At 51.3% G+C, this 23,560-nt stretch carries 24 protein-coding genes, 1 tRNA gene and 1 pseudogene; 17 read left to right on the top strand and 9 right to left on the bottom strand.

Translation table 11 applies throughout. The annotated features are described in order from the left end of the window. Positions 1–153 precede the first annotated feature (153 nt). Entirely contained in the window at positions 154–957 is an 804-nt protein-coding gene (dkgB, locus tag ACO7SM_RS17305) for a 2,5-didehydrogluconate reductase DkgB (protein WP_490468554.1), read from the top strand. On the opposite strand, the gene yafC is transcribed toward dkgB, so the two are convergent. After that, on the bottom strand, positions 954–1,865 hold the full coding sequence (gene yafC, locus ACO7SM_RS17300; protein ID WP_490468553.1) for a DNA-binding transcriptional regulator YafC: 912 nt from the start codon (positions 1,863–1,865) through the stop codon (positions 954–956). The genes dkgB and yafC overlap by 4 nt on opposite strands. 104 nt (positions 1,866–1,969) lie before the next feature. Here yafC and ACO7SM_RS17295 point away from each other — a divergent pair, with 104 nt between their 5' ends. The 4 genes from ACO7SM_RS17295 to ACO7SM_RS17280 all read left to right on the top strand — a co-directional run bounded on the left by ACO7SM_RS17295 (position 1,970) and on the right by ACO7SM_RS17280 (position 6,231). Beyond that, a complete protein-coding gene (locus ACO7SM_RS17295; protein ID WP_490468552.1) occupies positions 1,970–3,145 on the top strand; it encodes an MFS transporter in 1,176 nt (391 codons plus the stop codon). Positions 3,146–3,276: 131 nt separating this feature from the next. Next, the gene (locus ACO7SM_RS17290) at positions 3,277–4,077 is read left to right on the top strand and encodes an endonuclease/exonuclease/phosphatase family protein (protein ID WP_203358844.1); all 801 of its coding nucleotides are present in this window, start codon (positions 3,277–3,279) and stop codon (positions 4,075–4,077) included. Positions 4,078–4,151: 74 nt separating this feature from the next. Next, the gene (locus ACO7SM_RS17285) at positions 4,152–4,919 is read left to right on the top strand and encodes a class I SAM-dependent methyltransferase (RefSeq protein WP_490468551.1); all 768 of its coding nucleotides are present in this window, start codon (positions 4,152–4,154) and stop codon (positions 4,917–4,919) included. Positions 4,920–5,017: 98 nt separating this feature from the next. After that, a protein-coding gene (locus ACO7SM_RS17280) for an IS3 family transposase (protein WP_490467723.1) occupies positions 5,018–6,231 on the top strand; the annotation gives its coding sequence in 2 pieces (ribosomal slippage) (positions 5,018–5,360 and positions 5,360–6,231; 1,215 coding nt in all). Positions 6,232–6,274: 43 nt separating this feature from the next. Here ACO7SM_RS17280 and mltD read toward each other — a convergent pair. Together mltD and gloB are read right to left on the bottom strand one after the other, a co-directional pair. Continuing rightward, positions 6,275–7,639: a murein transglycosylase D gene (mltD, locus tag ACO7SM_RS17275; RefSeq protein WP_490468550.1), complete on the bottom strand. Its 1,365-nt coding sequence runs from the start codon at positions 7,637–7,639 to the stop codon at positions 6,275–6,277. A 71-nt stretch (positions 7,640–7,710) separates the two neighbouring features. After that, on the bottom strand, positions 7,711–8,466 hold the full coding sequence (gloB, locus tag ACO7SM_RS17270) for a hydroxyacylglutathione hydrolase (RefSeq protein ID WP_490468549.1): 756 nt from the start codon (positions 8,464–8,466) through the stop codon (positions 7,711–7,713). A gap of 32 nt (positions 8,467–8,498) precedes the next feature. Here gloB and ACO7SM_RS17265 point away from each other — a divergent pair, with 32 nt between their 5' ends. Beyond that, the gene (locus tag ACO7SM_RS17265; protein WP_490468548.1) at positions 8,499–9,221 is read left to right on the top strand and encodes a class I SAM-dependent methyltransferase; all 723 of its coding nucleotides are present in this window, start codon (positions 8,499–8,501) and stop codon (positions 9,219–9,221) included. Here the strand turns inward: ACO7SM_RS17265 and rnhA are convergent. Next, complete coding sequence (gene rnhA / locus ACO7SM_RS17260) at positions 9,218–9,685, bottom strand: ribonuclease HI (protein WP_490468547.1); 468 nt, start codon at positions 9,683–9,685, stop codon at positions 9,218–9,220. The two genes, ACO7SM_RS17265 and rnhA, sit on opposite strands and share 4 nt — an antisense overlap. A gap of 66 nt (positions 9,686–9,751) precedes the next feature. Between rnhA and dnaQ the strand changes: the two genes are divergently transcribed. Next, positions 9,752–10,483 (top strand): DNA polymerase III subunit epsilon, encoded by a 732-nt coding sequence (dnaQ, locus tag ACO7SM_RS17255; protein ID WP_490468546.1) that lies wholly within the window; start codon positions 9,752–9,754, stop codon positions 10,481–10,483. A gap of 133 nt (positions 10,484–10,616) precedes the next feature. Continuing rightward, positions 10,617–10,693 (top strand) — tRNA-Asp (locus ACO7SM_RS17250). Between the two features lie 257 nt (positions 10,694–10,950). Here the strand turns inward: ACO7SM_RS17250 and ACO7SM_RS17245 are convergent. The 3 genes and pseudogenes from ACO7SM_RS17245 to ACO7SM_RS17235 all read right to left on the bottom strand — a co-directional run. After that, positions 10,951–11,469 carry a hypothetical protein gene (locus tag ACO7SM_RS17245; RefSeq protein WP_490468545.1) on the bottom strand — a complete coding sequence of 173 codons (519 nt, stop codon included), beginning with the start codon at positions 11,467–11,469 and terminating at the stop codon, positions 10,951–10,953. A gap of 1 nt (position 11,470) precedes the next feature. Continuing rightward, a complete protein-coding gene (locus tag ACO7SM_RS17240; RefSeq protein ID WP_490471012.1) occupies positions 11,471–11,926 on the bottom strand; it encodes a hypothetical protein in 456 nt (151 codons plus the stop codon). Positions 11,927–11,983: 57 nt separating this feature from the next. Continuing rightward, positions 11,984–12,178: pseudogene (locus tag ACO7SM_RS17235) on the bottom strand (winged helix-turn-helix domain-containing protein); the annotation flags it as partial. A gap of 719 nt (positions 12,179–12,897) precedes the next feature. On the opposite strand from ACO7SM_RS17235, the gene ACO7SM_RS17230 reads away from it, so the two are divergent. From ACO7SM_RS17230 to ACO7SM_RS17190, 9 genes are all read left to right on the top strand, one after another. Continuing rightward, positions 12,898–13,446, top strand: coding sequence for a fimbrial protein (locus tag ACO7SM_RS17230; RefSeq protein ID WP_490468544.1), 549 nt, complete (start codon positions 12,898–12,900; stop codon positions 13,444–13,446). A gap of 69 nt (positions 13,447–13,515) precedes the next feature. Beyond that, positions 13,516–14,064, top strand: a complete 549-nt coding sequence (locus ACO7SM_RS17225) for a fimbrial protein (protein WP_490468543.1) — start codon at positions 13,516–13,518, stop codon at positions 14,062–14,064. A 42-nt stretch (positions 14,065–14,106) separates the two neighbouring features. Continuing rightward, complete coding sequence (locus ACO7SM_RS17220; protein ID WP_490468542.1) at positions 14,107–16,578, top strand: fimbria/pilus outer membrane usher protein; 2,472 nt, start codon at positions 14,107–14,109, stop codon at positions 16,576–16,578. A gap of 26 nt (positions 16,579–16,604) precedes the next feature. After that, on the top strand, positions 16,605–17,381 hold the full coding sequence (locus ACO7SM_RS17215) for a fimbrial biogenesis chaperone (protein WP_490468541.1): 777 nt from the start codon (positions 16,605–16,607) through the stop codon (positions 17,379–17,381). 13 nt (positions 17,382–17,394) lie between these two features. Further along, positions 17,395–18,000 carry a fimbrial protein gene (locus ACO7SM_RS17210; protein ID WP_490468540.1) on the top strand — a complete coding sequence of 202 codons (606 nt, stop codon included), beginning with the start codon at positions 17,395–17,397 and terminating at the stop codon, positions 17,998–18,000. Next, positions 17,997–19,061, top strand: a complete 1,065-nt coding sequence (locus tag ACO7SM_RS17205) for a fimbrial protein (RefSeq protein WP_490468539.1) — start codon at positions 17,997–17,999, stop codon at positions 19,059–19,061. Before ACO7SM_RS17210 ends, ACO7SM_RS17205 begins: the two co-directional genes overlap by 4 nt. A 9-nt stretch (positions 19,062–19,070) precedes the next feature. After that, positions 19,071–19,613 carry a fimbrial protein gene (locus ACO7SM_RS17200; protein WP_490468538.1) on the top strand — a complete coding sequence of 181 codons (543 nt, stop codon included), beginning with the start codon at positions 19,071–19,073 and terminating at the stop codon, positions 19,611–19,613. A 1-nt stretch (position 19,614) separates the two neighbouring features. Continuing rightward, positions 19,615–21,282, top strand: a complete 1,668-nt coding sequence (locus ACO7SM_RS17195) for an O-antigen ligase family protein (RefSeq protein WP_490468537.1) — start codon at positions 19,615–19,617, stop codon at positions 21,280–21,282. Position 21,283: 1 nt separating this feature from the next. Further along, a complete protein-coding gene (locus ACO7SM_RS17190; protein WP_490468536.1) occupies positions 21,284–22,003 on the top strand; it encodes an EAL domain-containing protein in 720 nt (239 codons plus the stop codon). Positions 22,004–22,074: 71 nt separating this feature from the next. On the opposite strand, the gene ACO7SM_RS17185 is transcribed toward ACO7SM_RS17190, so the two are convergent. Next, positions 22,075–22,485 carry a Spy/CpxP family protein refolding chaperone gene (locus ACO7SM_RS17185; protein ID WP_490468535.1) on the bottom strand — a complete coding sequence of 137 codons (411 nt, stop codon included), beginning with the start codon at positions 22,483–22,485 and terminating at the stop codon, positions 22,075–22,077. 234 nt (positions 22,486–22,719) lie between these two features. Then, the gene (locus tag ACO7SM_RS17180; RefSeq protein ID WP_490468534.1) at positions 22,720–23,490 is read right to left on the bottom strand and encodes an amidohydrolase; all 771 of its coding nucleotides are present in this window, start codon (positions 23,488–23,490) and stop codon (positions 22,720–22,722) included. Positions 23,491–23,560 lie beyond the last annotated feature (70 nt).

Genomic DNA, 23,560 nt, shown 5'->3' with positions numbered 1-23,560 from the left:
GCCCTGAGTGAATACTCAGGGCTTTTTCTTTATCTGCGATTTGGTTATTGCTAGATTTGCAAAAATCTTCTGCGTTTTACCCTCTTTTTCCTCATCTCTGCCACAGCGATAATCCTCCTCTGCTAATGAACAACATTAATAAAGAGGAATTCAATGACAATCCCTGCATTTGGTTTAGGCACTTTTCGCTTGAAAGACGACGTCGTCATCGCATCTGTAAAAACCGCCATTGAGCTGGGTTATCGTGCTGTCGATACCGCACAAATCTATGATAATGAAGCCGCTGTTGGCCAGGCTATCGCAGAAAGCAATGTACCGCGCAGCGAACTCTATATCACCACCAAGGTCTGGACAGAAAATCTGAGTAAAGAGAAGCTGATCCCAAGCCTGAAAGAAAGTCTGAAAAAACTGCGTACTGACTACGTTGACCTGACGCTGATTCACTGGCCGTCACCTAATGATACGGTGTCGGTAGAAGAGTTTATGTCTGCGTTACTGGAAGCGAAAAAACAGGGGCTGACCCGCCAGATTGGGATTTCAAACTTTACAATCCCGCTGATGGAACGTGCTATCGCTGCAGTTGGTGTAGAAAACATCGCAACCAACCAGATTGAGCTTTCTCCGTATCTGCAAAACCGTAAAGTGGTGGATTGGGCGAGCGAACACGGTATTCACATTACCTCCTACATGACGCTGGCTTATGGCAACGCGTTGAAAGATGGAACCATTATCCGTATTGCGACGAAGCATGACTCCACTCCTGCTCAGGTGATTCTGGCATGGGCGATGGGCGAGGGTTATTCAGTGATCCCGTCCTCAACCCGACGTGAAAACCTGGCAAGCAACCTACAGGCGTTGGATCTGCAACTGGATGTCGAGGACAAAAAAGCGATCGCCGCGCTGGATTGCAACGATCGTCTGGTGAGTCCGGAAGGACTGGCGCCGAACTGGGATTAATTCACCTGCGTGCGGGTGGCAACGCTACCCGCATGTTCACTGAGAAAATCGATAAACGCGCGAATCCGTGGACTGACCGCCTTATCGCTGTAGTACACCGCACTAAACGGCATCTCGACCGGAACACGATGTTCGGCGAGCAGTTCAACAAATTCTCCCCGCTCCAGCTCTTTCGCAATCATATAGTCAGACAGACATGCGATCCCGTTGCCGCTTAAACACAGCTGTTTTATCGTCTCTCCGCTATTAGAAGCAAGCCCGCTGGTAATCTCATGAAGCTGACCATCGCAGCAGGAGACCGGCCAGGTATTCAGCGTAGCCGGTTCGGTAAAGCCTAAACAGAGATGATCTTTCAGATCGGCGACGGTTTCAGGCTTGCCATACTGTGCAATGTAATCCGGTGAAGCGATAATTTTGCGGTAGCTGGTAAACAGCGGACGAGCGCGAAGGCTGGAATCGCTTAATGCACCGGCGCGGATCGCCACATCCACCTTCCTCTCAATAAGATTGATAAACGTCTCCGAGGAGACCAGTGAAAGGGTTATTTCCGGATAACGTTCGCGAAATGGCTTGATCAGCGGTGTCAGAAAGTTAAGCGTCACCGGCGTTGCGGCATCGATACGCAGCAATCCACGTGGGGTATTGCGTGTTTCCATAATCTCCGTTTCTGCGGCGGCCATTTCCTGCAATATTGACTGTACGCGCCTGAAATAACGCTCGCCTTCTTCCGTGAGGCTTAACTGGCGTGTTGTGCGATTCAACAAACTCACACCCAATTTCATTTCCAGTTTTTTGACGGCACGACTCACTGCGGAGTTAGCCTGGCCAAGTTGTTCTGCGGCGCGGCTAAAGCTACCACTTTCCACCACAGCAACAAAAATGGTGAGTTCTTCTGATGTTGCTTTCATTTTTGCACCTGAAGCAAAATTATATTGAGATTTTGGATATTTTTGTTATTAAAACACCACTGCATACTACGTGTCATCTACTTAGTGATGATATGGAGTGACTTATGCCGTTAGCGTTACTTGCACTGACAATCAGTGCCTTTGCAATTGGCACAACCGAATTTGTGATAGTGGGTCTGGTGCCGACTATTGCCGAACAACTGTCGATCTCGTTGCCTTCTGCGGGGTTATTGGTCTCAATCTACGCTCTGGGGGTCGCGATCGGTGCCCCGGTGCTGACAGCATTAACCGGACGTTTCCCGCGTAAACAGTTGCTGGTTGCGCTGATGGTTCTGTTTACTGCCGGGAATATTTTGGCATGGCAGGCGCCAGGGTACATGACTTTGGTCGTTGCTCGTCTGCTGACGGGACTGGCGCATGGGGTGTTCTTCTCTATTGGCTCGACCATTGCGACGAGTCTGGTGCCAAAAGAGAAAGCCGCGTCAGCGATTGCCATTATGTTTGGCGGCTTAACGGTTGCCCTGGTAACCGGCGTTCCACTGGGGACATTTATCGGTCAGCATTTTGGCTGGCGTGAAACGTTCCTTGCCGTCTCAATGCTCGGTATTATCGCACTTATCAGCAGCCTGATTCTGATTCCGGCTAATATACCAGGCCGCGCTGCCGCGACGATGCGCGATCAGATTCGTGTGTTAACGCACCCACGCCTGCTGATTATCTATGCCATCACCGCGTTAGGCTACGGTGGCGTATTTACCGCGTTTACCTTTCTGGCACCAATGATGCAGAACCTGGCGGGTTTTTCACCGGCAGCGGTGAGCTGGATTTTGCTGGGGTATGGTGTTTCTGTTGCTATCGGCAATATCTGGGGCGGCAAGCTGGCGGATAAGCATGGCGCAGTTCCGGCGTTGAAATTTATCTTTGCCGCGCTGGTTGTGCTGTTGATGGTCTTCCAGTTCACGGCGTCAGTACAATATGCTGCGCTGGCGACCATCCTGGTGATGGGGATCTTTGCGTTTGGTAACGTGCCAGGATTGCAGGTGTATGTGGTACAAAAAGCGGAACAATACACGCCAAATGCGGTGGATGTCGCTTCAGGCCTGAATATTGCGGCATTCAACATTGGGATTGCGATAGGGTCCATTGTCGGCGGGCAAACCGTACAGCACTTTGGTTTAGCGCAAACACCGTGGATTGGTGCGGTGATCGTGCTGGGCGCTTTCTTACTGATGGGCGTCAGTGGAAGGCTGGATAAACCATCACGCGTTGCCCTGGGCTAAACTATTGATGTAAGTGCTCGCTTACAAAACAATATGTAATTGTCCGTTGAAAGTGTGAGCTAAAATCCCTATAACAGAAGAACCAGTCCGGAACCGGGCTGGTTGACGTTATAGAGGTTTGAAAGTCAAAAGTGCGAAAAAACACCTATGCCATGCGCTATGTCGCCGGACAACCTGCAGAACGGATTTTACCGCCTGGGTCGTTTGCGAGTATCGGCCAGGCATTACCCGCCGGAGAGCCGTTAAGCAGTGAAGACCGCATTCGGATCCTGGTGTGGAATATTTTCAAACAGCAACGTGCCGAATGGCTGTCGGTGCTGAAGAACTTCGGCAAAGATGCGCATCTTGTTTTACTGCAAGAAGCGCAAACCACGCCTGAGCTGGTGCAGTTTGCCACCGCGAACTACCTGGCGGCCGACCAGGTTCCGGCTTTTGTTCTGCCTCAACATCCTTCCGGCGTGATGACGCTTTCAGCCGCTCACCCTGTTTACTGCTGCCCCCTGCGCGAACGTGAGCCGATCTTACGCCTGGCGAAATCTGCGTTGGTCACGGTCTATCCGTTGCCTGATTCGCGATTATTGATGGTCGTGAATATCCATGCGGTTAATTTCAGCCTGGGGGTCGATGTCTACAGCAAGCAGCTACTGCCGATTGGTGACCAGATTGCACACCATAGCGGCCCGGTGATAATGGCTGGCGATTTCAATGCCTGGAGCCGCCAGCGTATGAATGCGCTGTACCGCTTCGCGCGTGAAATGTCGCTTCGTCAGGTGCGCTTTACGGATGATCAGCGCCGTCGGGCCTTTGGGCGTCCTCTCGATTTTGTCTTTTATCGTGGTCTGAACGTTAGCGAAGCCTCTGTACTGGTCACGCGCGCGTCCGATCATAACCCACTACTCGTTGAATTCAGTCCCGGCAAACCTGAGCAATAGGTGTGTCAGGTCTGCCGTAGGGCAGGCCTGTAGCGGTGCTGCCCTTTACCTCCCAATCAGAAAAGGGCAACACAATGACAACACACTCTCATCATGACAACGTCGAAAAACAGTTCGGTTCGCAGGCGAATGCCTATTTAATCAGTACCGTACACGCCACCGGCCGTGATTTGCAGCGTCTGGCACAAAGGCTGTCTGCGTTTCCTCTGGCTCAGGTTCTGGACATGGGGTGCGGAGCGGGGCATGCCAGTTTTATTGCCGCGCAGAATGTGCAGCGCGTTGTGGCGTACGACTTGTCCTCGCAAATGCTGGAAGTCGTTGCGCAAGCTGCGAGCGAGAAAGGATTGAGTAATATTTCTACGCTGCAAGGATATGCTGAAACCTTACCCTTCGACGATCACGCGTTTGATGTGGTTATCAGTCGTTATTCTGCCCATCACTGGCATGATGTTGGCATGGCGCTGCGTGAGGTGTGTCGTGTATTGAAACCGGGTGGCAGGTTGATAATGATGGATGTGATGTCGCCGGGCCATCCGGTTCGTGACATCTGGTTGCAGACGGTTGAAGCGCTGCGGGATACCTCGCATGTGCGTAACTATTCAAGCGGTGAGTGGCTGTCTTTCATTAATAACGCGAATTTGGTCGTCGACACGCTGCTGACCGATCGTTTGCCCCTGGAGTTCAGCTCATGGGTAGCACGGATGCGCACACCGGCCGCATTAGTGGAAGCCATACGCATGTATCAGGAGAGTGCATCGGGGGAGGTGAAGGGCTACTTTGCGTTGCAGGAGGATGGTTCTTTTACCAGTGACACCATCATGATTGAAGCGCGTAGAGCGTAAATAAAAAAGGCACCGGGGGAATCGGTGCCTTTTTATTACATTATTGACCCGTCCTAAATAGCGTTGACACATTTAACTCGCACACTGAGGAGAATGTGATGAACCAATACATTAAACGCACACAACGCGATTACCCACTATCCTTTAAACTGGCCGTTGTTGAACAGGTCGAAAAAGGTGAAATGACTTACCGCCAGGCGCAAGATCGCTACGGTATTCAGGGTAGCTACACAGTCATGGCATGGCTGCGCAAATATGGTCAACTCGACTGGCGTTCCTCCTCTCCTGTCAGAGCATGCGGAGTTAACATGCCTAAAATGCCTCTCACCCCCGAACAGCGAATTAAAGAACTCGAGCAGCAACTCGCTGAATCAGAAATCAAAGCACAGTTTTTTGAAGCGGTTGTGAAAGTTATGAATACGGAGTTCGGAGCGACTCTGACAAAAAAGCAGTTGGACGTCTTATCACGCAAACACAAACGCCGGGACTCACAGTAACACGTGCCTGCCGGTTCCTGGGGATTAGCCGGCAGGCATGGTATCAGTCTTTGCAGCGTGAGCGTGGCCGGGAAATTCAGGCCAGGAACATCATTGAACAGGTGACGACCATCCGGTTGCAACAGCCCCGGCTGGGCACGCGTAAATTGCATTATCTGCTGCGACAACAAGCAGACCCGGCGCTGTATGTTGGCCGTGACCGTCTGTTCCGGATACTGCGTTGCTCGCATTTACTGGTGATGCCGAAGCGGGCCTATCATAAAACGACGAACAGCCATCATCGCTTTTATTGTCACCCTAACTTATTGAAGTCAGGTGAACATCAGGTTGTTGCCAGCCATCCGGAACAGATATGGGTCGCGGATATCACGTATCTTCCACTGCGTCAGGGAACGGCGTATGTCAGTCTGGTAACCGATGTCTGGTCGCGAAAAATAGTGGGATATCATGTACATGAAAGTCTGCATACCCGGCATGTGGCCACCGCACTCAAAATGGCACTGGTGAGCAGGCGTACAACAGCCCCACTGATACATCACTCAGACCGGGGTATCCAGTACTGTTCAACAGAATATCAGGCGCTGCATGAACGTTACGGCGTCATCTGCTCGATGACGGATGGATATGACTGCTATCAGAATGCGCTGGCGGAACGGGTAAACGGGATATTAAAAATGGAATATCTTCTCGTCAGGCCAGAAGATATTGAGCAGGCGAGAAAGATGGTCAGGGAGTCGGTAGAGATTTACAACACACGGCGACCCCATCTGTCGTTAAAATACAAAACGCCCGATGAAGTTCATCAGGCGTTTTAAGGCTGAAAAGTGTCAACCTATATCAGGACTAGTCATATGCTTATCAGGAGTCTGGCATACCGTTGTTTTTCACAAACAACGTTAGCTGATCGCCGGGCTGCAGATTATCCGTATCGTTGTTCCAGCGCATCACATCTTTGATGTTAACGCCGTGACGTTTAGCGATGCTCGAAAGAGAATCCCCTTTACGCACACGATAGGTAATACTGTCGCTGTTGTTTGCCAGTCGCTGCGCGCTTGTGCCCGCGCCAACCGTCAAACTTTGCCCAACTTTCAGGCTGGAACCACGCAGGTTGTTCCACTGCTTCAGATCGCTTGCTTTCACGCCAAGACGCGAAGCGATACCCGAAAGCGTGTCGCCAGAGCGAACCGTGTAGCTACGGCTGTTCAGTGGCGTATTATCTGCAACCAACGTTGACTGTACCGCCGCAATTTCGCCAGAAGCCAGAGATTCACGCAGTTTTGCTGCATGCTTCTTTGGAATCATCACGTATTGCGGGCCACTTGCACCCAACGTGGAGCCTTTCACGCCAGCATTAAATGTCTTTAGCTTGCTGACGGAAATACCCGCCATATCTGCAACCTGCGCCATTTCTACCGGGCTGCTCAAGCGAACACGCGCCAACGCACGACTTTCGTCTGTCGTAGGCAGACGCACGCCATAGCGTTTGCTGTTTTTGAGAATATCGCTCAAAGCCAGCATTTTTGGCACGTACTGCTTCGTTTCCTGAGGCAATGGCAGTGACCAAAAGTCCGTCGCTTTGCCACGAGCTTTGTTCGCTTTCATCGCCTTCATAACGCGACCTTCGCCGCTATTATAAGCCGCTACGGTCAACAGCCAGTCGCCGTCAAACATTTTGTTCAGACGTTGCATCATGTCCAGCGCCGCCGTTGTGGATGCCACAACATCGCGACGAGCATCATAACTGCGCGTCTGTTTTAAACCATAATTGCGCCCCGTGCTCGGAATGATCTGCCAAATGCCAGCTGCATTGGCGCCAGACGTCGCGTGAGGATCAAAAGCGCTCTCCACTATGGGTAGTAGTACCAGTTCCATAGGCATGTTACGTTTTTTAACTTGCCCGGCTATCCAGTACATATACGGCTCTGCCCGTAAAGTTACATCGTGGAGATAGCTCTTATTGCGTAAATATTTCTGTTTCTGTTCGCGAATCCGGTTATTTTCCGGAATTCCCATCTTTAGCTCGTCACCAATGAAAGCCCACAGGTCTTGATCCGGCGCGATAGACGTCCCATCGTCCATCCATCGAGCCTGACTCGTAAACTTTCCTGCTTCCCCTTGACCAGCTGCAGAAAGGCTCTGTGCGTGCTGTTGAACACCAGCGTTCTGAGACGACTGGCACCCCACGAGCAGGACAGAGGCGAGTAATATCGCTTTTGCCTTCATGTGTGTGTCAATAGTTGCTTAAAAGACGACCGATCATAACGGCGAAGTTTGCGAATGACAAGTAGGAATTGTCAGAACCTGTCTTTCTTTGACCTTAACCAGGCAAAACGCTCTTCAGGGTGTTGCAATATTGTTTCTTTGTTTATTTCTTTAATTAAATCAATATCTTCTGTTCTTAGGAAAATATTATTTTGCCGCTCATTTTTCAGAGTAACGGGGAGTGTCATTTGGTTTTTTGCGCGTAACTCATTAACTTTACGATAATATTCATTAATGAACGAATCGTGCGGTAGGATGCTGAGTGCAAACTTAATATTTGATAAAGTATATTCGTGCGCACTACACACCAGTGTATCATCAGGGAGCGCACATATTTTTTTAAGTGATTGATACATTTGAATTGCTGAACCTTCAAATAAACGCCCGCATCCCCCTGAAAACAGAGTATCTCCGCAAAATAGATAAGGTCGGCTAAAGTAACAGATATGTCCTAAAGTGTGACCCGGTGTGGCAAATACACTAAATTCATGCCCTAAAATGAAGGCTGTTTCGCCATCTTTGACTACCTGGGTCGTTCCCTTATCTTGTGTCTCTGCCGGTCCGTAAACCACTATTTTAGGAAAATGCTCACGGAGTTCTTTCACACCGCCAACGTGATCCTGATGATGATGAGTGAGCAAAATCGCTTCTGGTTGCCAGTTATGTTCCGCAATCGCGTCTAACACCGGTTTTGCGTCACCAGGATCGACAATCAGGCAACGTCCTTCATTATTATCAAGAACCCAGATGTAATTGTCCTGAAACGCGGGAATACTGTTAAGATTCATAGATTACCTCTCAAACATAGCGGAAGGTCGTGATGAAACCGGCAAGGATCCCTCAAACTGCTATAGCACCTGAATGCTGGGGCGATTTGCCCTGGGGTGAGTACTATCGTGAGGCGCTGGAACAACAACTTAATCCGTGGTTCGCTAAAATGTATGGTTTTCACCTGCTAAAGGTCGGTAATTTAAGCGCAGAAATCAACTCGGAAGCGTGCGCTGTCTCCCACCAGGTAAATGTTTCCGCACAAGGTTCACCGGTGCAGGTTCAGGCCGACCCATTGCATCTTCCCTTTGCCGACAAATCTGTTGATGTGTGTTTGTTGGCGCACACATTGCCCTGGTGCGCCGATCCGCATCGTTTACTGCATGAAGCCGATCGCGTGTTAATTGATGATGGCTGGCTTGTGTTAAGCGGATTCAATCCGGTGAGCCTGATGGGATTACGCAAATTGGTGCCGGTATTACGTAAAACGAGCCCCTATAACAGCCGAATGTTTACGCTTATGCGTCAGTTCGACTGGTTATCCCTGCTGAATTTTGAAGTGTTGCACTATAGCCGCTTTCACGTCTTGCCCTGGGCAAAGCAGGGAGGGAAGCTGTTGAGTGCGCATGTTCCGGCATTAGGTTGTCTGCAGCTTATTGTCGCGCGCAAGCGAACCATTCCGCTCACGCTTAACCCAATGAAACAAAATAAAAACACAGCGCGAATTCGACAAACCGTCGGCGCGACGCGCCACTACCGTAAACCCGACGCCTAAGCGTCCGGCTGATACCCGGTATCTTCCTGAGTGGGATTCATTGCGGCGGCGCGTGCAAGCTCATCGCAGCGTTCGTTTTCCGGATGGCCGGCATGGCCTTTTACCCATTCCCATTTAATTTGATGCTGGCCCAACGCCGCATCAAGGCGCTTCCAGAGATCAACGTTCTTCACCGGCTTTTTATCCGCGGTTTTCCAGCCACGTTTTTTCCAGTTGTGGATCCACTGCGTAATCCCCTGGCGGACGTACTGACTGTCAGTACTGAGCACAACGTTGCATTGCTCTTTCAGTGCTTCCAGCGCGACAATGGCCGCCATCAACTCCATGCGGTTATTCGTCGTGAGGGTATACCCTTCGTTAAAGGTTTTTTCGCGGCCGCGATAGCGTAAAATAGCACCGTAACCGCCAGGCCCTGGATTGCCGAGACAAGAACCATCGGTGAAAATTTCTACCTGTTTAAGCATCTCTGGTAGACTTCCTGTAATTTGAAATCGAACTGTAAAACGACAAGTCTGACATAAATGACCGCTATGAGCACTGCAATTACACGACAGATCGTCCTGGATACCGAAACCACGGGTATGAACCAGATCGGCGCGCATTACGAAGGGCACAAGATTATTGAAATTGGTGCTGTCGAGGTGGTCAATCGTCGTCTGACGGGAAATAACTTCCACGTCTATCTTAAACCCGACCGACTGGTGGACCCTGAAGCGTTTGGGGTGCACGGTATTGCAGATGAATTTTTGCTCGATAAACCGACGTTTGCCGAGGTCGCCGATGAGTTCCTCGATTACATTCGGGGCGCTGAACTGGTTATTCATAACGCGTCGTTTGATATCGGCTTTATGGATTATGAGTTTAGTAAACTCCATCGCGACATCCCGAAGACGAACACCTTCTGCAAAGTGACCGATAGCCTGGCGCTGGCGAGGAAGATGTTTCCTGGCAAGCGTAACAGCCTCGATGCGTTGTGCTCACGCTATGAAATAGACAACAGCAAACGAACCCTGCACGGCGCATTGCTCGATGCCCAGATTCTGGCCGACGTTTATCTGATGATGACGGGCGGTCAAACGACGATGGCTTTTACGATGGAAGGGGAAAGTCAGCAGCAGCAGGGTGAGGCGGGGATCCAACGTATTGTTCGCCAGGCGGGTAGGTTACGCGTTGTTTTAGCCACTGATGAAGAGCTGGCGGCGCATGAGTCGCGTCTTGACCTTGTTCAGAAGAAGGGCGGAAGTTGTCTCTGGCGAGCCTAGTTTGCCTTTTTACGCGCTAAAAATAACCTCTCGGGCGATTTTTACAGCAAACGATTCGAAACGTGAGAAAAAGCGTTGACGAGGTGCGAAGCAATCCGTAATATTCGCTTCGTTCCCAAGCGGAACACAACGCGGAGTGGTAGTTCAGTTGGTTAGAATACCTGCCTGTCACGCAGGGGGTCGCGGGTTCGAGTCCCGTCCATTCCGCCACTATTCAGAAGGCCTGAATCAGAAATGATTCAGGCCTTCGTCGTTTTCATATCTGTATTTCCCTCCGGTATGCCATTACCCTTTGATTTGTCATCTTCCTCCTGGAACTGCGCGCCGATCTCTCCCTCAACACAATTATTGTGCTTTCGTGGAGTAAATACTCGCCCGACGACTTCCTGCCAGTGAACACGGCAGGGAAGGCGCTGGTAAATACAGCACATCAAGTCATCTTTAATCTGACGAAGATTGCTGAGCGGTTAACCTGAAAAGCGATTCATCACGCAGGCTAAGCGGGGTGAAAAGCTATCACCGATAATGATCGTTTCTTTATTAATGCGTTTCAGCATGTACAGTTTGTCGACGCGTTTGTAGGCGTCGAAAAAAAGATAATCGATTTCATCTGCTGCATCATCATCGGGGGCTTTTTCACGTCCGTCGGGGGTGAGGGTGAAAACGCCTGCGGTATGGCCGAGTGGACTGGCGTAGCGAAAGAACAGTTTACGGTCAACAGTGAACTCGCCCTCATCGCTTTTGAACTTCCCTTGCACTGACAAAGAAAGGTGCCCGGAGTTGTAGCTGGTTATCAACAGGATCCCATTGAGGACCTTTTTTGAGTTATGGACGTCGAGTATCGACGTAAATTCCGAAGAGCAGGAAAAACTGATCTCTTTTTTCTTAGCATTTCCGGAAATGATGAGGAAGGCGATAGCCGCCAGCCCACAAATGGTAATCACAATTGACCATAATAAAGGAGAGTGATCGCTTTCCGGCTTCATATCATTCCTCATGATGACGATACAGGCTGGCACAGTGGTAATAGCCGAGGTTAAGACCGCATTCAGCAGCAAACGACCAGTCAATCAGGTTATGATTGCTCGACCAGGTATTGAGATAGAGATCTTTCGTGTGTGAACAGTTCGGGTTAATGCCAACGGTCTGGAAAATATCCCGCGCCTTCTTTTCGGTAATGGTGTCGGTGAGGGCATTACCTAAAATATGCACACGGCATTTCTCATAGTTGATCGTCCTGAGAATAGAAGCATCCGTCATGAATATTTCATTCGGTATCCAGGTCAGCCAGGTCGTCGCCAGCACAGCAATACCGGTAATTAATGCGGTTATCGCGACTGGCCATCGGTTATGCTTTTTCTTCTTTTGTACCGACACCGGGGGGGCTCTGTCAGTAACCTGTACCTCTTCCCGTTGCTGAATATTGATATTGAGATCACCCATCCGAAATCCCACTCGGGGAATTGTCACGATGAATTCTGCTGGGTGTCCCGTTGACGTTATTGCTTTGCGCAGAAATGAAATGTGCTGGTTGAGGTTAGCATCTGTCGCTCTGGCTCCATTATGCTGAAAAACATTTAGTAAAATCTCGTCACGCGTAGATATCTCTTTGCCATTTTGCAATAAATACAGCAGTAATAGCGATGCTATATTATTCAGTGTGGCCGTCTCACCAGAGGTTAGGTCTTTTAGCATATTTTTATGAGGTCTAAAAACTAAGCCATCGCCAATAATTACGGATTTGATTTTTTTTATTGGTATATGAGAAATCACTGATGTCTCCTTCAAAGCAGGAAATCTCGCATTCGAGTGGTTGAGGCAATAGCATAACATAATTCATTTATAAAAAATGTTCACTCCAATGAACGCTTTGTTAATATTCGCGTAACAATATTTTAATATCCTTTCTGAAGTTATCAGTTCCCCTTCTCGTCTTCTCTATCTTATTGTCATGGCTCGCATTTGATATCCATTGTCATTTTTACAAAACTTTCATAAAAACTTTTTTTAATCATCTAATCTAAATTAAAAAATCATCAACAGATAAAAATGTTATAAATTAGATGAATGTTAGTATTTTATTCTGTTCTGTGTGTTTTCATTGGTCTTTCGTTCCTGTTTTGTCCTGTCACGGGCAGTGACACAACACGATTCTCTGAGTTTGATGGAGAACAGGTTTTCTCATTGTCTCATTTTTTCAGCGACTTAATATAAGCCCCGAAACAGCGTGAACGGCTGTGGAGGGTATTCCGTAGGTAATGCCTGTGAAGTTCAAAATAAGGAGTGGCTTGAGAGTGATTGTCTGCAAGGAAATGCACCGCTGCTACCTGAATATCAGGATTTCCCAGACAGGAATCGTCTGCGGGAATAGAACGTCGAAGTAACCAAAAATAGATATAAGGTTAAGATTTAATATGAAAATGAAAAACGTGGCTATGGCCTGTGCGCTGATGGCGGGAATGACTTTTACTGCTGCTTCTACTTTCGCGGCTGAAAAGGTAGAACCGACTAACGGTAAAATTCATTTTACCGGTTCTTTGGTGAATTCCGCATGTGGTCTGGCTCCTGAATCCAGCCCGGTACAGGTTAATTTTGGTGAGATCCCGACGTCTCAGTTAAAAGACAATCAGCGTGCCGGTGTTAAGCATGCCAAAATCGTTCTGCAAGGTTGTGATACTACCGTCGCGAAAACCGCAACCGTGACCTACAGCCCGGCAACCATTGACAAGGACAACAACGCGCTGGCTGCATTCACCTCTGGTACTGCACAGGGCGCGGGCATCGGTATGATTGACAGCGGTAACCAGGAAGTAAAATGGGGCAAAGCCGCTTCCCAGGTCAACATCACTGACGGCGAAACCGATATCGATTTCGTGGCTTACCTGCAGGCGAACAATGCCTCTGCGGCGGTGACTCCAGGTGATTTCGAATCCACCGTTAATTTCCAGATCGATTATCAGTAATGATCTGAAGCGGGCGCATTGATGCGCCTGCTTAAACCCTCCTGTGAATAACTGAAAGGAAATGCGGTTATGCCTGGATGGCGAACGTTATTGCTTATTATCTTTATGTCGCCTGTATGGGTCATGGCTGGCGTCAATCATATTACCAGTACACCCGGCAAAATGCGGATGCGGGGAAATATTATTGAGGCTGCCTGCTATGTCGATCCGCACGATCGGTCGCTGCTGGTTGAATTTGGCGACATCTCTGCCAGGGATATTTCCGGGAAACCAGAACAGGTGTCTGCACATAATTTCAGCATTCATTTGCTGGGATGTTCATTAGGGGATTCTCAACACCCAGGGAATGTGTTTCAACGCGCCAACATTACCTTTTCCGGCGCACCTGATCGCGATAATCCCGATTATCTGAGTGTGCAATCGGCAACTGAGCATTTAGCGATAGAAATATATGACAGCAAAGGAAAGCAAATTCATCTGGGCGAACCTTCACCGGATTATGCGCTTAACCCAGGAAAAAATACGCTTAATTTTACAGCGTATTTGATCTCCCGTGACGGACGAATGACATCCGGTGAATTTACCGCGGCTACGCATTTTGTTGTGAATTATCTCTGACCTGCTCTGTCAATTCGGATATCTGAAGGTTTACGAACGAAAATGATTACGCTGAAAACAGATAAAAAACGTCTGGCGCTTTGTATTGCTCTGATCTGTGCTTCTTCATGGGTTGAAGCGGATGAGTCAATCGAATTTAATACCGACGTTTTGGATGCCAGCGACAGGCAGAATGTAGATTTGCAGCGCTTTTCTGAAGGTAACTTTGTCGCACCTGGCGAATATCTTCTGGATGTTCGCATTAATGGTCAGGAGATCCCACAGCAGTCGATCCGCTATATTGTCGACCCTGAAAATAAACATAAATCCATGGCATGCCTGACGCCGGAACAGCTCGAATTGCTGGCGCTCAAAGAAGATGCGCTGGTACATATTCGGCCGGTTAGTGCTATCTGCAACGATATTTCCCGTCTGCCTGGGGTAGTACTGAATAACAACGCCGGGGTGTTGGACATTACCGTGCCGCAGGCATGGATGAAATATACCGATCCTGACTGGACGCCACCTGAGCGTTGGGATAATGGCGTGGCGGGGCTGATATTTGACTACAGCATCTCGGGTCAGACCACCCACTATGAACAAGATGGCGGCGATTACCGTTCTCTGTCGGGCTACGGGCAGGCAGGGTTTAATCTCGGTGGCTGGCGTTTTCGCGGACAGTATCAGGCTGATTACTCCTCGGATAATCATCGCGCAAGCATTGACTGGGATCAGATCTACGCCTATCGCCCGCTGCCGATGCAGGCCGCGAAGCTGACGGTAGGTGAAATCTACCTGAATTCTCAGGTATTTGATTCGGTGCGCTTCACGGGCGTTAACCTCGCCAGTGACGAGCGCATGCTACCGCCGAATTTGCAGGGTTACGCACCTGAAGTCCATGGCATTGCCCGCAGTAACGCAAAAGTGACCATCAGCCAGCAGGGGCGAGTCATCTATCAAACCACCGTCCCTGCGGGGCCGTTTAATATTCAGGATCTGCACGGTTCGGTACGCGGCACGCTGGATGTGCGCGTCGAAGAGCAAGATGGCGGCGTACAAACCTTTCAGGTCAATACGGCCGATATTCCCTATCTGACGCGTCCGGGCTACATGCGATACAACGCCGCTGTCGGTAAGCCATCGCGCTATCAACATGACATACAGGGACCGGCGTTTTACAGCGGCGATTTTTCATGGGGGGTCAGCAATGCGTGGTCTCTGTACGGTGGTGCTCTACTGACCGGCGATCGTTACAACGCCTGGTCGATGGGGATCGGGCGGGATTTGAGCTGGCTGGGTGCTTTGTCAGCCGATGCCACGCAATCCGTGAGCCGGGTGAAACATCAGGATGAGAAAAAAGGCATGTCCTTTAAGCTCAGCTATGCCAAAACGTTTGATGAATACAACAGCGCCATCACTTTTGCCGGTTACCGCTTTTCGCAGCGAAACTTCCGCTCTTTCTCGCAGTTCCTCGACGAACAATATGAGAATAACGACAGTGTCGGGAACGAGAAAGAGATGTACACCATCACCGGTAACAAGACCTTTTTTCCTGACGATCCGCGTTTGGCAACGACGCTGTACCTGACCTACACCCACCAGAACTACTGGGATCGCCGCTCACAGGATCGCTACGGAATGTCGATGGGGCACAGCTTTTCGTTCGCCGGTATTCGGGGGATCAGCGCCAACCTTGCGGCTTACCGCTCTGAGTATCAGGGAAAACGGGATGACAGTCTTTCGCTCTCCCTCTCAATTCCGTGGAACGATGGTCGTTCTATGGATTATGAGCTGCAAAACAGCGGCAACCAGACCAGCCAGATGGTTTCGTATTCCGATAACCGCGACCGAAACAACCCGTGGCGCCTGCGGGCTGGTGTCTCTGGTGAAGGCCATACTGCGTTTGATGGCTATTACAAGCACCGCAGCATGATGGCGGAGCTCGAGTCTAACGTCAGTTGGCAGCAATCACGCTACCTCTCCGTTGGCGGCACGATGCGTGGCGGCTTTACCGCGACGCGTCACGGCGCGGCGCTGCATAACAGCCAGGCGTCGATGAACACCGCCCGCGTGATGGTCGATACCGACGGTGTCGCTAACGTGCCGCTGAACGGCGAGCAGGCGCACTCCAACCGCTTCGGCATTGCCGTGGTGCCAGATGTCGTGAGTTATCACAGCTTTGATACCCGCATCGACGTGGACGCGATGGATGAAGACATTTCCGCGACTAAGGCCATCGTGACCAACACCCTAACGGAAGGGGCGATTGGCTATCAACGCTTTGCTGTGGCCCAGGGGCAAAAAATGATGGCGACGTTGCGCCTGAAAGATGGCTCTGCGCCGCCGTTTGGTGCCGAAGTATTCAATGCCAACGGCGTCAGTGTCGCCATGGTGATGGAAAACGGCGTGGCCTGGATTGCAGGCGTGAACCCTGAAGAAGCTCTTTCTGTTGCCTGGGGCGGCCGTGTGCAGTGCCGCTTGCAGGTGCCTCAACACCTTAATCCGGAAGGTAACGTGCTGTTGCCTTGTGAATAATTTCTATAACTTGAATGAATCATGCCATGAAAAACCAAGCTTTTTACTCCGTGCAGCGCTGGCTGAAACCCGTAGCCTGCGGTTTGCTGTTTGTCGCAGAGATCAATGTCTCATGGGCGGGCATTGCGCTCGACCGTACCCGGCTGATCATCACCGGTGATGCTCGCTCCGTCAGTGCGAACTTAACCAACACCAGCCCGAGTATCCCGTTTCTGGCGCAGTCGTGGGTGGAGGATGCCAGCGGGGCAAAGATCACCTCGCCATTGATGGTCTTGCCACCACTTCAACGCATCAATGGTGGGCAAAAGGGGATTGCCCGTGTCACAAAAACCAGTGGCATTAACGCGTTGCCGCAAGATCGCGAAAGCCTCTTTTATCTGAACGTTCGCGAAATTCCGCCCAAACCTGATAAGCCGAACGTCCTGCAACTGGCGATGCAGTCGCGCATCAAGCTGTTTTATCGCCCGACCGCCATCGTGCCGGAATCACCCGGTGCTGTGTGGCAAAACCAGGTGGTCTTTCACAAGCAGGGCATCCACTGGACGGTGGATAATCCGACGCCTTATTTCGTCACCCTCATCGGCCTGAGCCGTAAACCGGAAGCGCAAGGCGGCGGCAAGCTGACGGACTTCCCCGGGATCATGGTGTCGCCCAAATCCTCTCATGATTTCATCGTCACTGATGGCGGTGTCAGCCAGTTCAGCATGATGTATGTGAACGATTTTGGTGGTCATCCCGAACTGAATTTCAGCTGCACAGGCAATGTGTGTAAGGCATTGCCCATGGAGAAGCAGCCCCGGTAACAGGACTCAGTCAATGAAAAAGATGCTTTTCGTTCTGCTGATGGCGGGAGTGGCCTGTACGGTTCAGGCCAAAAGCGGGCGCCAGGATATGAGTAACGTGTCCGGTGAGTATGGCAACGTCCGCTTTCACGGTCGGGTTTTTGTTTCTCCGTGTGTGCTGGATATGGCGTCACGCGACCAGACCATCGATCTTGGTGATATTTCCGCCAGCCGGTTTCACCAGGCCGGCGATCGAAGCGATCCGGTGTTGGTCACGCTGTACCTGAATGACTGCTTAAAAGGCTCCGGTCATACCCTGCGGGATTTCCCCGGGCAGACCAGTGAAATGCCCGAACGGGTGCACAGTACGCTGGAACGCGGGGTTTCGATGACGCTGATGGCCGAAAGCGCGCCGGAAAACAGCGATTTGGGCCGTATTCATGGCGACGTGCGGGGCGCGGGCATCCGGCTGTTGACCGAACGTAATCAGTTGATTCACCTCAGTCAGCCGCAGCGTATGTGGATCCTTAAACCGGGGGATAACGCCATACACTTTCTTGCGGCGCTGGAATCCATCGGGCGTGAGGTGACCGCTGGCGAATTTCACAGTCTGGTCAGAGTGAAGCTGGAGTATCTATGAGCAAATTGCACAAAACGCTGTTGTGGGCAGCACTGGCAGGCTGCCCGCTGGCAGCGCTGGCGTTTACTCAGGGGGAAGGGGAGCCGCAAGGGGGTGTGCCACATCAATATGAAATTGAGCTGAAATCGCTGGATGTGAGCAAAAACCACGCGGGCGGGAGAACAAACCCGTTCACCTGGAATCTGGGAAGTTTGTATGTGGTGGATTTTCACTGCGAGCAGGCGGATATCTCCCGACAGCCGATTTACTACACCACGACCTCGACGATGCCTCTCTCAAACCAGGGGCCGAACCGGTTTCGTCTGAACGAGTATCTGGATGTGGAAGTGCAGGTGTGGGTCGCCGGGCGCTATAACCGATATGCCCAGGCCCCTTTTACCGATGTTTCTAACCGCAACAGCAATAACAGTTGCAAGAAGCGTAAAGGCTACGTACGCGCCACTAACGTTAAAAGTGGTTCGAAAGGAAAAGTGACGTTTATTGTCACTAAACCAATAATTAACGGCATCAATATCGCTTCGCAGTCCCTCCTGGAAGTTGCCGGGCGCATGGGTAATGCGGGGCCTACACCAACAACCGCGATTTCCCGCGTGGTCATTAAATCCGGGCTGATTACCGTGCCAGATAAATGCACCTTTAACCGGGGCGACAAGATCAGTGTTGAATTTGGCGATCTACCCGGTTCCGCCGCAAAACTCAACGGCACCAATTTCAGCAAGTCGATTCCCATTCATGTGCACTGTGAGGGCGGCAGCTTTGACCAGGGGGCGCTGAACATCGATCTCGGTGTACAAACCAGCACGGCCTCAGGTACCGCGGAGTTTAACGATCGTTTTCTCGGCACCCTCAGCAATGGGCAAAAACGCGACGATCTCGGCATCGAAATTAAAGATGAGAGCGGAAGCCCCGTGGTGCCAAATCAGTTCTACAACATGAAGGGCTTTTACCAGAACCAGGGCGACTGGAACCTCACTGCGGCGCCGGTGGCAAAGCCGGGCGTGGGGAGCGTAAAGGAGGGGGAGTTCGAAGCCTCTGCCACCGTCGTTGCGCAGTTTCAGTAGGGTGATGCCATGATATTCAGGACGTTAATAATAGCCAGCGTGCTGTTGCTCAGCGGCGGCGCGCTGGGTGATACCAAACTGGTCGGCGGCGATATGTATTTTCACGGCACCGTCAGGGCACTCGCCTGCAGCCTTCCTCCGGGTGGTGACAAAATTGAGGTCGATTTCGGGCAGATAGCCACCCAGGATCTCTATTCATCAGGGCGCAGTAAGCCAGAAAAATTCAGTATTCAGTTACGTGACTGTAACCCAGACGTCTTTCGCGGGATCTCCGTCACCTTCGAAGGCAGCGAAGATGCAGAGTTACCCGATCATCTGGCTCTGGATAGCAGTGAGCACGGCGGTGCGTCTGGGATCGGCATTGGGATGAGTGAAGAGAACGGTACGGCAATCCGACTCGGCGAGAGCACGTCAGTGAAAGAGATTACTGAAGGGTCGATGACACTCAATTTTCTGGCATGGGTCGCGGCCGAGCCGACGGCGATAAAAAACCAGTCTCTGGAATACGGTTCGTTCAGCGCCAGCGGAACCTGGACGCTGAATTACCAGTAGCATGATGAACAGACTGAATCGCCTGGCCCCGTTGTCCGCGCAGAGATTCTTACTCGCTGCCAGTCTGCTTTTCTGGTGTGGAGGAATGCATCTTTACTGGCCGAATAACGGCGGCAGTGGTCTGTCGTTGCCGCTCAATATTCTGTCCTGGATCTACGCCGTTGTACTGGCAGGGAGCGTGTCCGTGTTGCTGCCTTGCCGACGCTGGCGGCTTACTTTACCTGCCGCCGGGTTTATGGCGGGTTCGCTGATTCTGACACTCCTTTGCCTGCTAACGCCCATGGTCTGGAAAACGGAGGCATTGCTGGTGGCTGGCGCATTGTTGGGTGGCGCACTTTTGTACCTGGCTGTGCTGCAAATTCCGCTGACGGTAAACATACTGACGGTCTTGCTGGCATTGCTATGGAGTGCCTGTCTCCTCGAATGTCTCGCGTTTGTTTATCAGTATCTGCATCTGCCGGGCGTTGGCTACTGGGAGTTTGCCTGGTGGCGCAGTACGCGGCCTTACGGAATTTTTCAACAGGTCAATCTGATGGCCAGTTTTACCGCCTGCGGCGTATTGCTGTCGGCGCTACTCTTTTTACGGATCCATGGCCGCTCCCGCGTAGTCATTGGGTTTGCCTGTGTGTTGATGGGATTTGTACTGCATGAATGTCAGTCGCAAACCGGCTATTTGTCTCTGGTCGTTGGAGAAGTATTGCTGCTGGTCATTTTTCCTTCGCAGCGGCGGACGTTGCTGCTACTCCTGGTACCGCTGGTGGCTGGAATGGCGATGGGGGCAGTCACTCGCCATTTTCTCTCTGTTGCGACAGTGGATCATCTGACGTCATCTCATATTCGCTGGTCGGTGCTGAAAACGTCTCTGGCGCTGTTTGTAGAACGACCGTGGATGGGCTGGGGTGTCGGCAGTTTTGCTGCGGTATTTCTTGAACGTGCGGGACGTTTTGGGCTGAGCAGTATGTCACATCCGCATAACGAGCTGGTGCTATGGATGGTGGAGGGCGGTCTGGTCGGGCTGGCTGGCGCGGTCTGTTTTATCGCAGGTGGTTTCTGGCTTTGGATAAGTGGAAATCACTGGCGGCGTGCGTGCCTGGTGGCAGCGCTGCCCGTGGTGATTCATATGCTGACGGAATACCCGGTCAGACAGTCGACGCCTCACTGGCTGCTGCTGATCCTGTTGCTACGTTGTGCAGACAGTACCGTTAAGAGGTACCGACTGGCGCTTCCTGCGACTGACTTTGTTCGCGTGGTGGCGTTTATCGCGGCACTGGCCTTGACGCCGTTGTTGCTCCTCACGCTGCAGACGCAACAACGATTGACGGTGGCGGAGCGGCAGTCAGAGCAGTGGCGTCTTGCCGAATCGCTCCCTGTGGGCGGCTGGCTAATGGCCACGCGTTACCGGTTTGATGTCGAAATGGGCCATCTGCAACGTTACCAGCGAACCCGGGACGCTCGCTGGCTAGCGCCGGTTCGCCGCTGGGCGCCTGAATATGTGCGTGTTCACCCAGACCCGAATATCTCCTTCACGCAAATCTTGCTTGCGTTGCATCAGCAGGATATGCCCGGTGCGCGTCGTCTGGCGGCACGTTTTTACCTCGAATACCCAAATGATCGCCGTATCCCCTGGTTGCAGGATGCACGACGTCCTTTTAATCAAAAAATGGAATGACATGAACAGACTCAGTGAACGGGCTCTTTATACCCAAGAGCTTCCCCGCAATGCCGAACTGATGCAGATAACCGGGCTGCGCCTGCAGCGTATCCATTTTTTTCATGATGCAGCGCAGGATGTCCGTGAAGTGCTGAGCCTGGTACAGACACCGCTTCATCTGGATCTTTTTTTTCAGCGTCTTTCCGCCATAGAGAAGCAGCAACTCTTTCTGTGGCAAATGCAGCGGGTACTGGCGCTGCGGGGATGCTTTTCGCTGAATTTATCGGTCAGGATGCTGACCTGCCAGCGGTGGATAAACCTGCTTACTGAACAGGTGCATCAGGGACGGATTATTATCGAAATTCAGGATCCTGGTACGATGATGCGTCTGGGAAAGGCCGAACAGAAGGTGGTGTGCGCTGCATTAAACACTCTGATACGGTATGGGTTTCGCATCTGGCTGGATGACGTATTACCAGCGCAGTTTTTTGTCTGGCGACAGACTGGCATTCAATTTGATGCAGTCAAAATCGAAACCGGAATGTTTCATCAGTTCAGGAGCTCGGGATCGCAGTTGACTATGCTGGTCAATCAGTTCCGCGAACTAGGGGGGCAGGTAGTGATCGAAGGGGTTGAAACACCAGAGGACTATACCCTCTGTCGTGTAAGCGGTGCTGATGCTGTACAGGGATATCTGTTTGAGCAGGAAATTTTGCCAGAAGACCTTAATCCGCAATGATTCAGGCCTTCGTCGTTTTCGTTTCTGTAAAATCTATAAAGCCCGCTGCCTGACGCAACGGGCTATCGGCATTATTCGCTCAGCGTCTGGGCAATTTCATTTTGTACCAGTTTACGCTGTTCCGGGGTCAATACCTTGTTCAGCTCAAAGTAGTATTTCACGCGGTAGTAGCGGGATTGTTGTTCAACACTGCCGATCGCCGTCAGTTGTTTTTTGACTGCTGACTCGTCCCATTTCCCGGATCTAATGACATTAATCAGTTCGCCGTCTTTAATGTCCTTCATGGAAATCTTGCTCACATTGGCTTCCAGCTCGCTGTGCAGCTTTTTAATTTGCTCAACCTGAGCGTCGGTCAGTTTGAGCTGTTGCACCACCGGATCCTGGGAAGGAACGGGTGTCTCAGACACGTTTGATGCAAAAGAACTAAAAGAGGCACCGGCCAGCGCTGCCGCGACTAAGGTCATACGTACGAAATTCTTCATTATTTCATCCTGATAAAGAAGTTATGAACTGCGCTTACCACTCAAACAACGAGGGAACATCTCAGGATACGTTGAAAGGTGAGGGGAACCGCACGAATTTGTTTTACGAGAGGTTACTGAGTGAAACAATCTTCACTCTGGTCACACCGTTAGTTAAGATCGGTGTTTCCCCCCATTCATCGGCTTAAACCCGCTATGGGAAACATTTCGCCATAGCGGAAGCGGCGCGCGGATTTATTGCAGCGTGAACGGATCGGCATCCTGCCATGCCGGGAATTTTTCCCGGTATTCCCGCAGCGTGCTGAGCGATAACTCTGCGTCAATGCGGGTTGCGTGATGGGGTTCAGCGGTGGCGATAACCTCACCCTGCGGGCTAATCACCCGACTGTCTCCACGGTAATGGTGGCCGTTGCCGTCAGTACCGACCCGGTTACAGCCTGCAACATATGCCTGATTTTCAATGGCCCGCGCGGTCAGCAACGCCTGCCAGTGTAACGAGCGCGGAGCTGGCCAGTTAGCCACAAACAGCGCCAGATCGTAATCGTTGAGATTGCGGGACCACACCGGAAAACGCAGGTCGTAACAGATCAGCGGCAGGATACGCCAGCCGCGCCAGTTCACAATGACGCGCTCAGTACCCGGTTCATAATGGTGATGTTCCTCCGCCATTCGGAACAAGTGGCGTTTATCATAATGATGAACGGTTCCTTGCGGCTCGACGAGTAAAAATCGGTTAACCGGCCCGCGTTCTGACTGTAGCGCCGCACTGCCTGCAATCAGGGCGTTGGTCTGTTCCGCCTTTTTGCGCATCCACTCGATGAGGGTTTCCTGAGAGAGTGAACGGACTGCCGCTTCCATGGCAAAGCCGGTAGTAAACATCTCGGGTAATACGATGATGTCACGTCCGGTGATGGTTTCCAGTTGTCTGTCAAAGTGGCGCAAATTGGCAGGGCCGTCCATCCAGACCAGAGGTTGTTGCAAAAGCGTGATTTTCAAACCGGGCACGATCGTGGCTCCTCGTTAAGCAGCATTTTTACACTGTAGCATGTGCCACGGCGGAGAGGTGGCAATAAAA

It is taken from the genome of Citrobacter sp. LJND-P06 (genome assembly GCF_058188415.1).
This window is presented reverse-complemented; position numbering and strand designations above follow the sequence as displayed.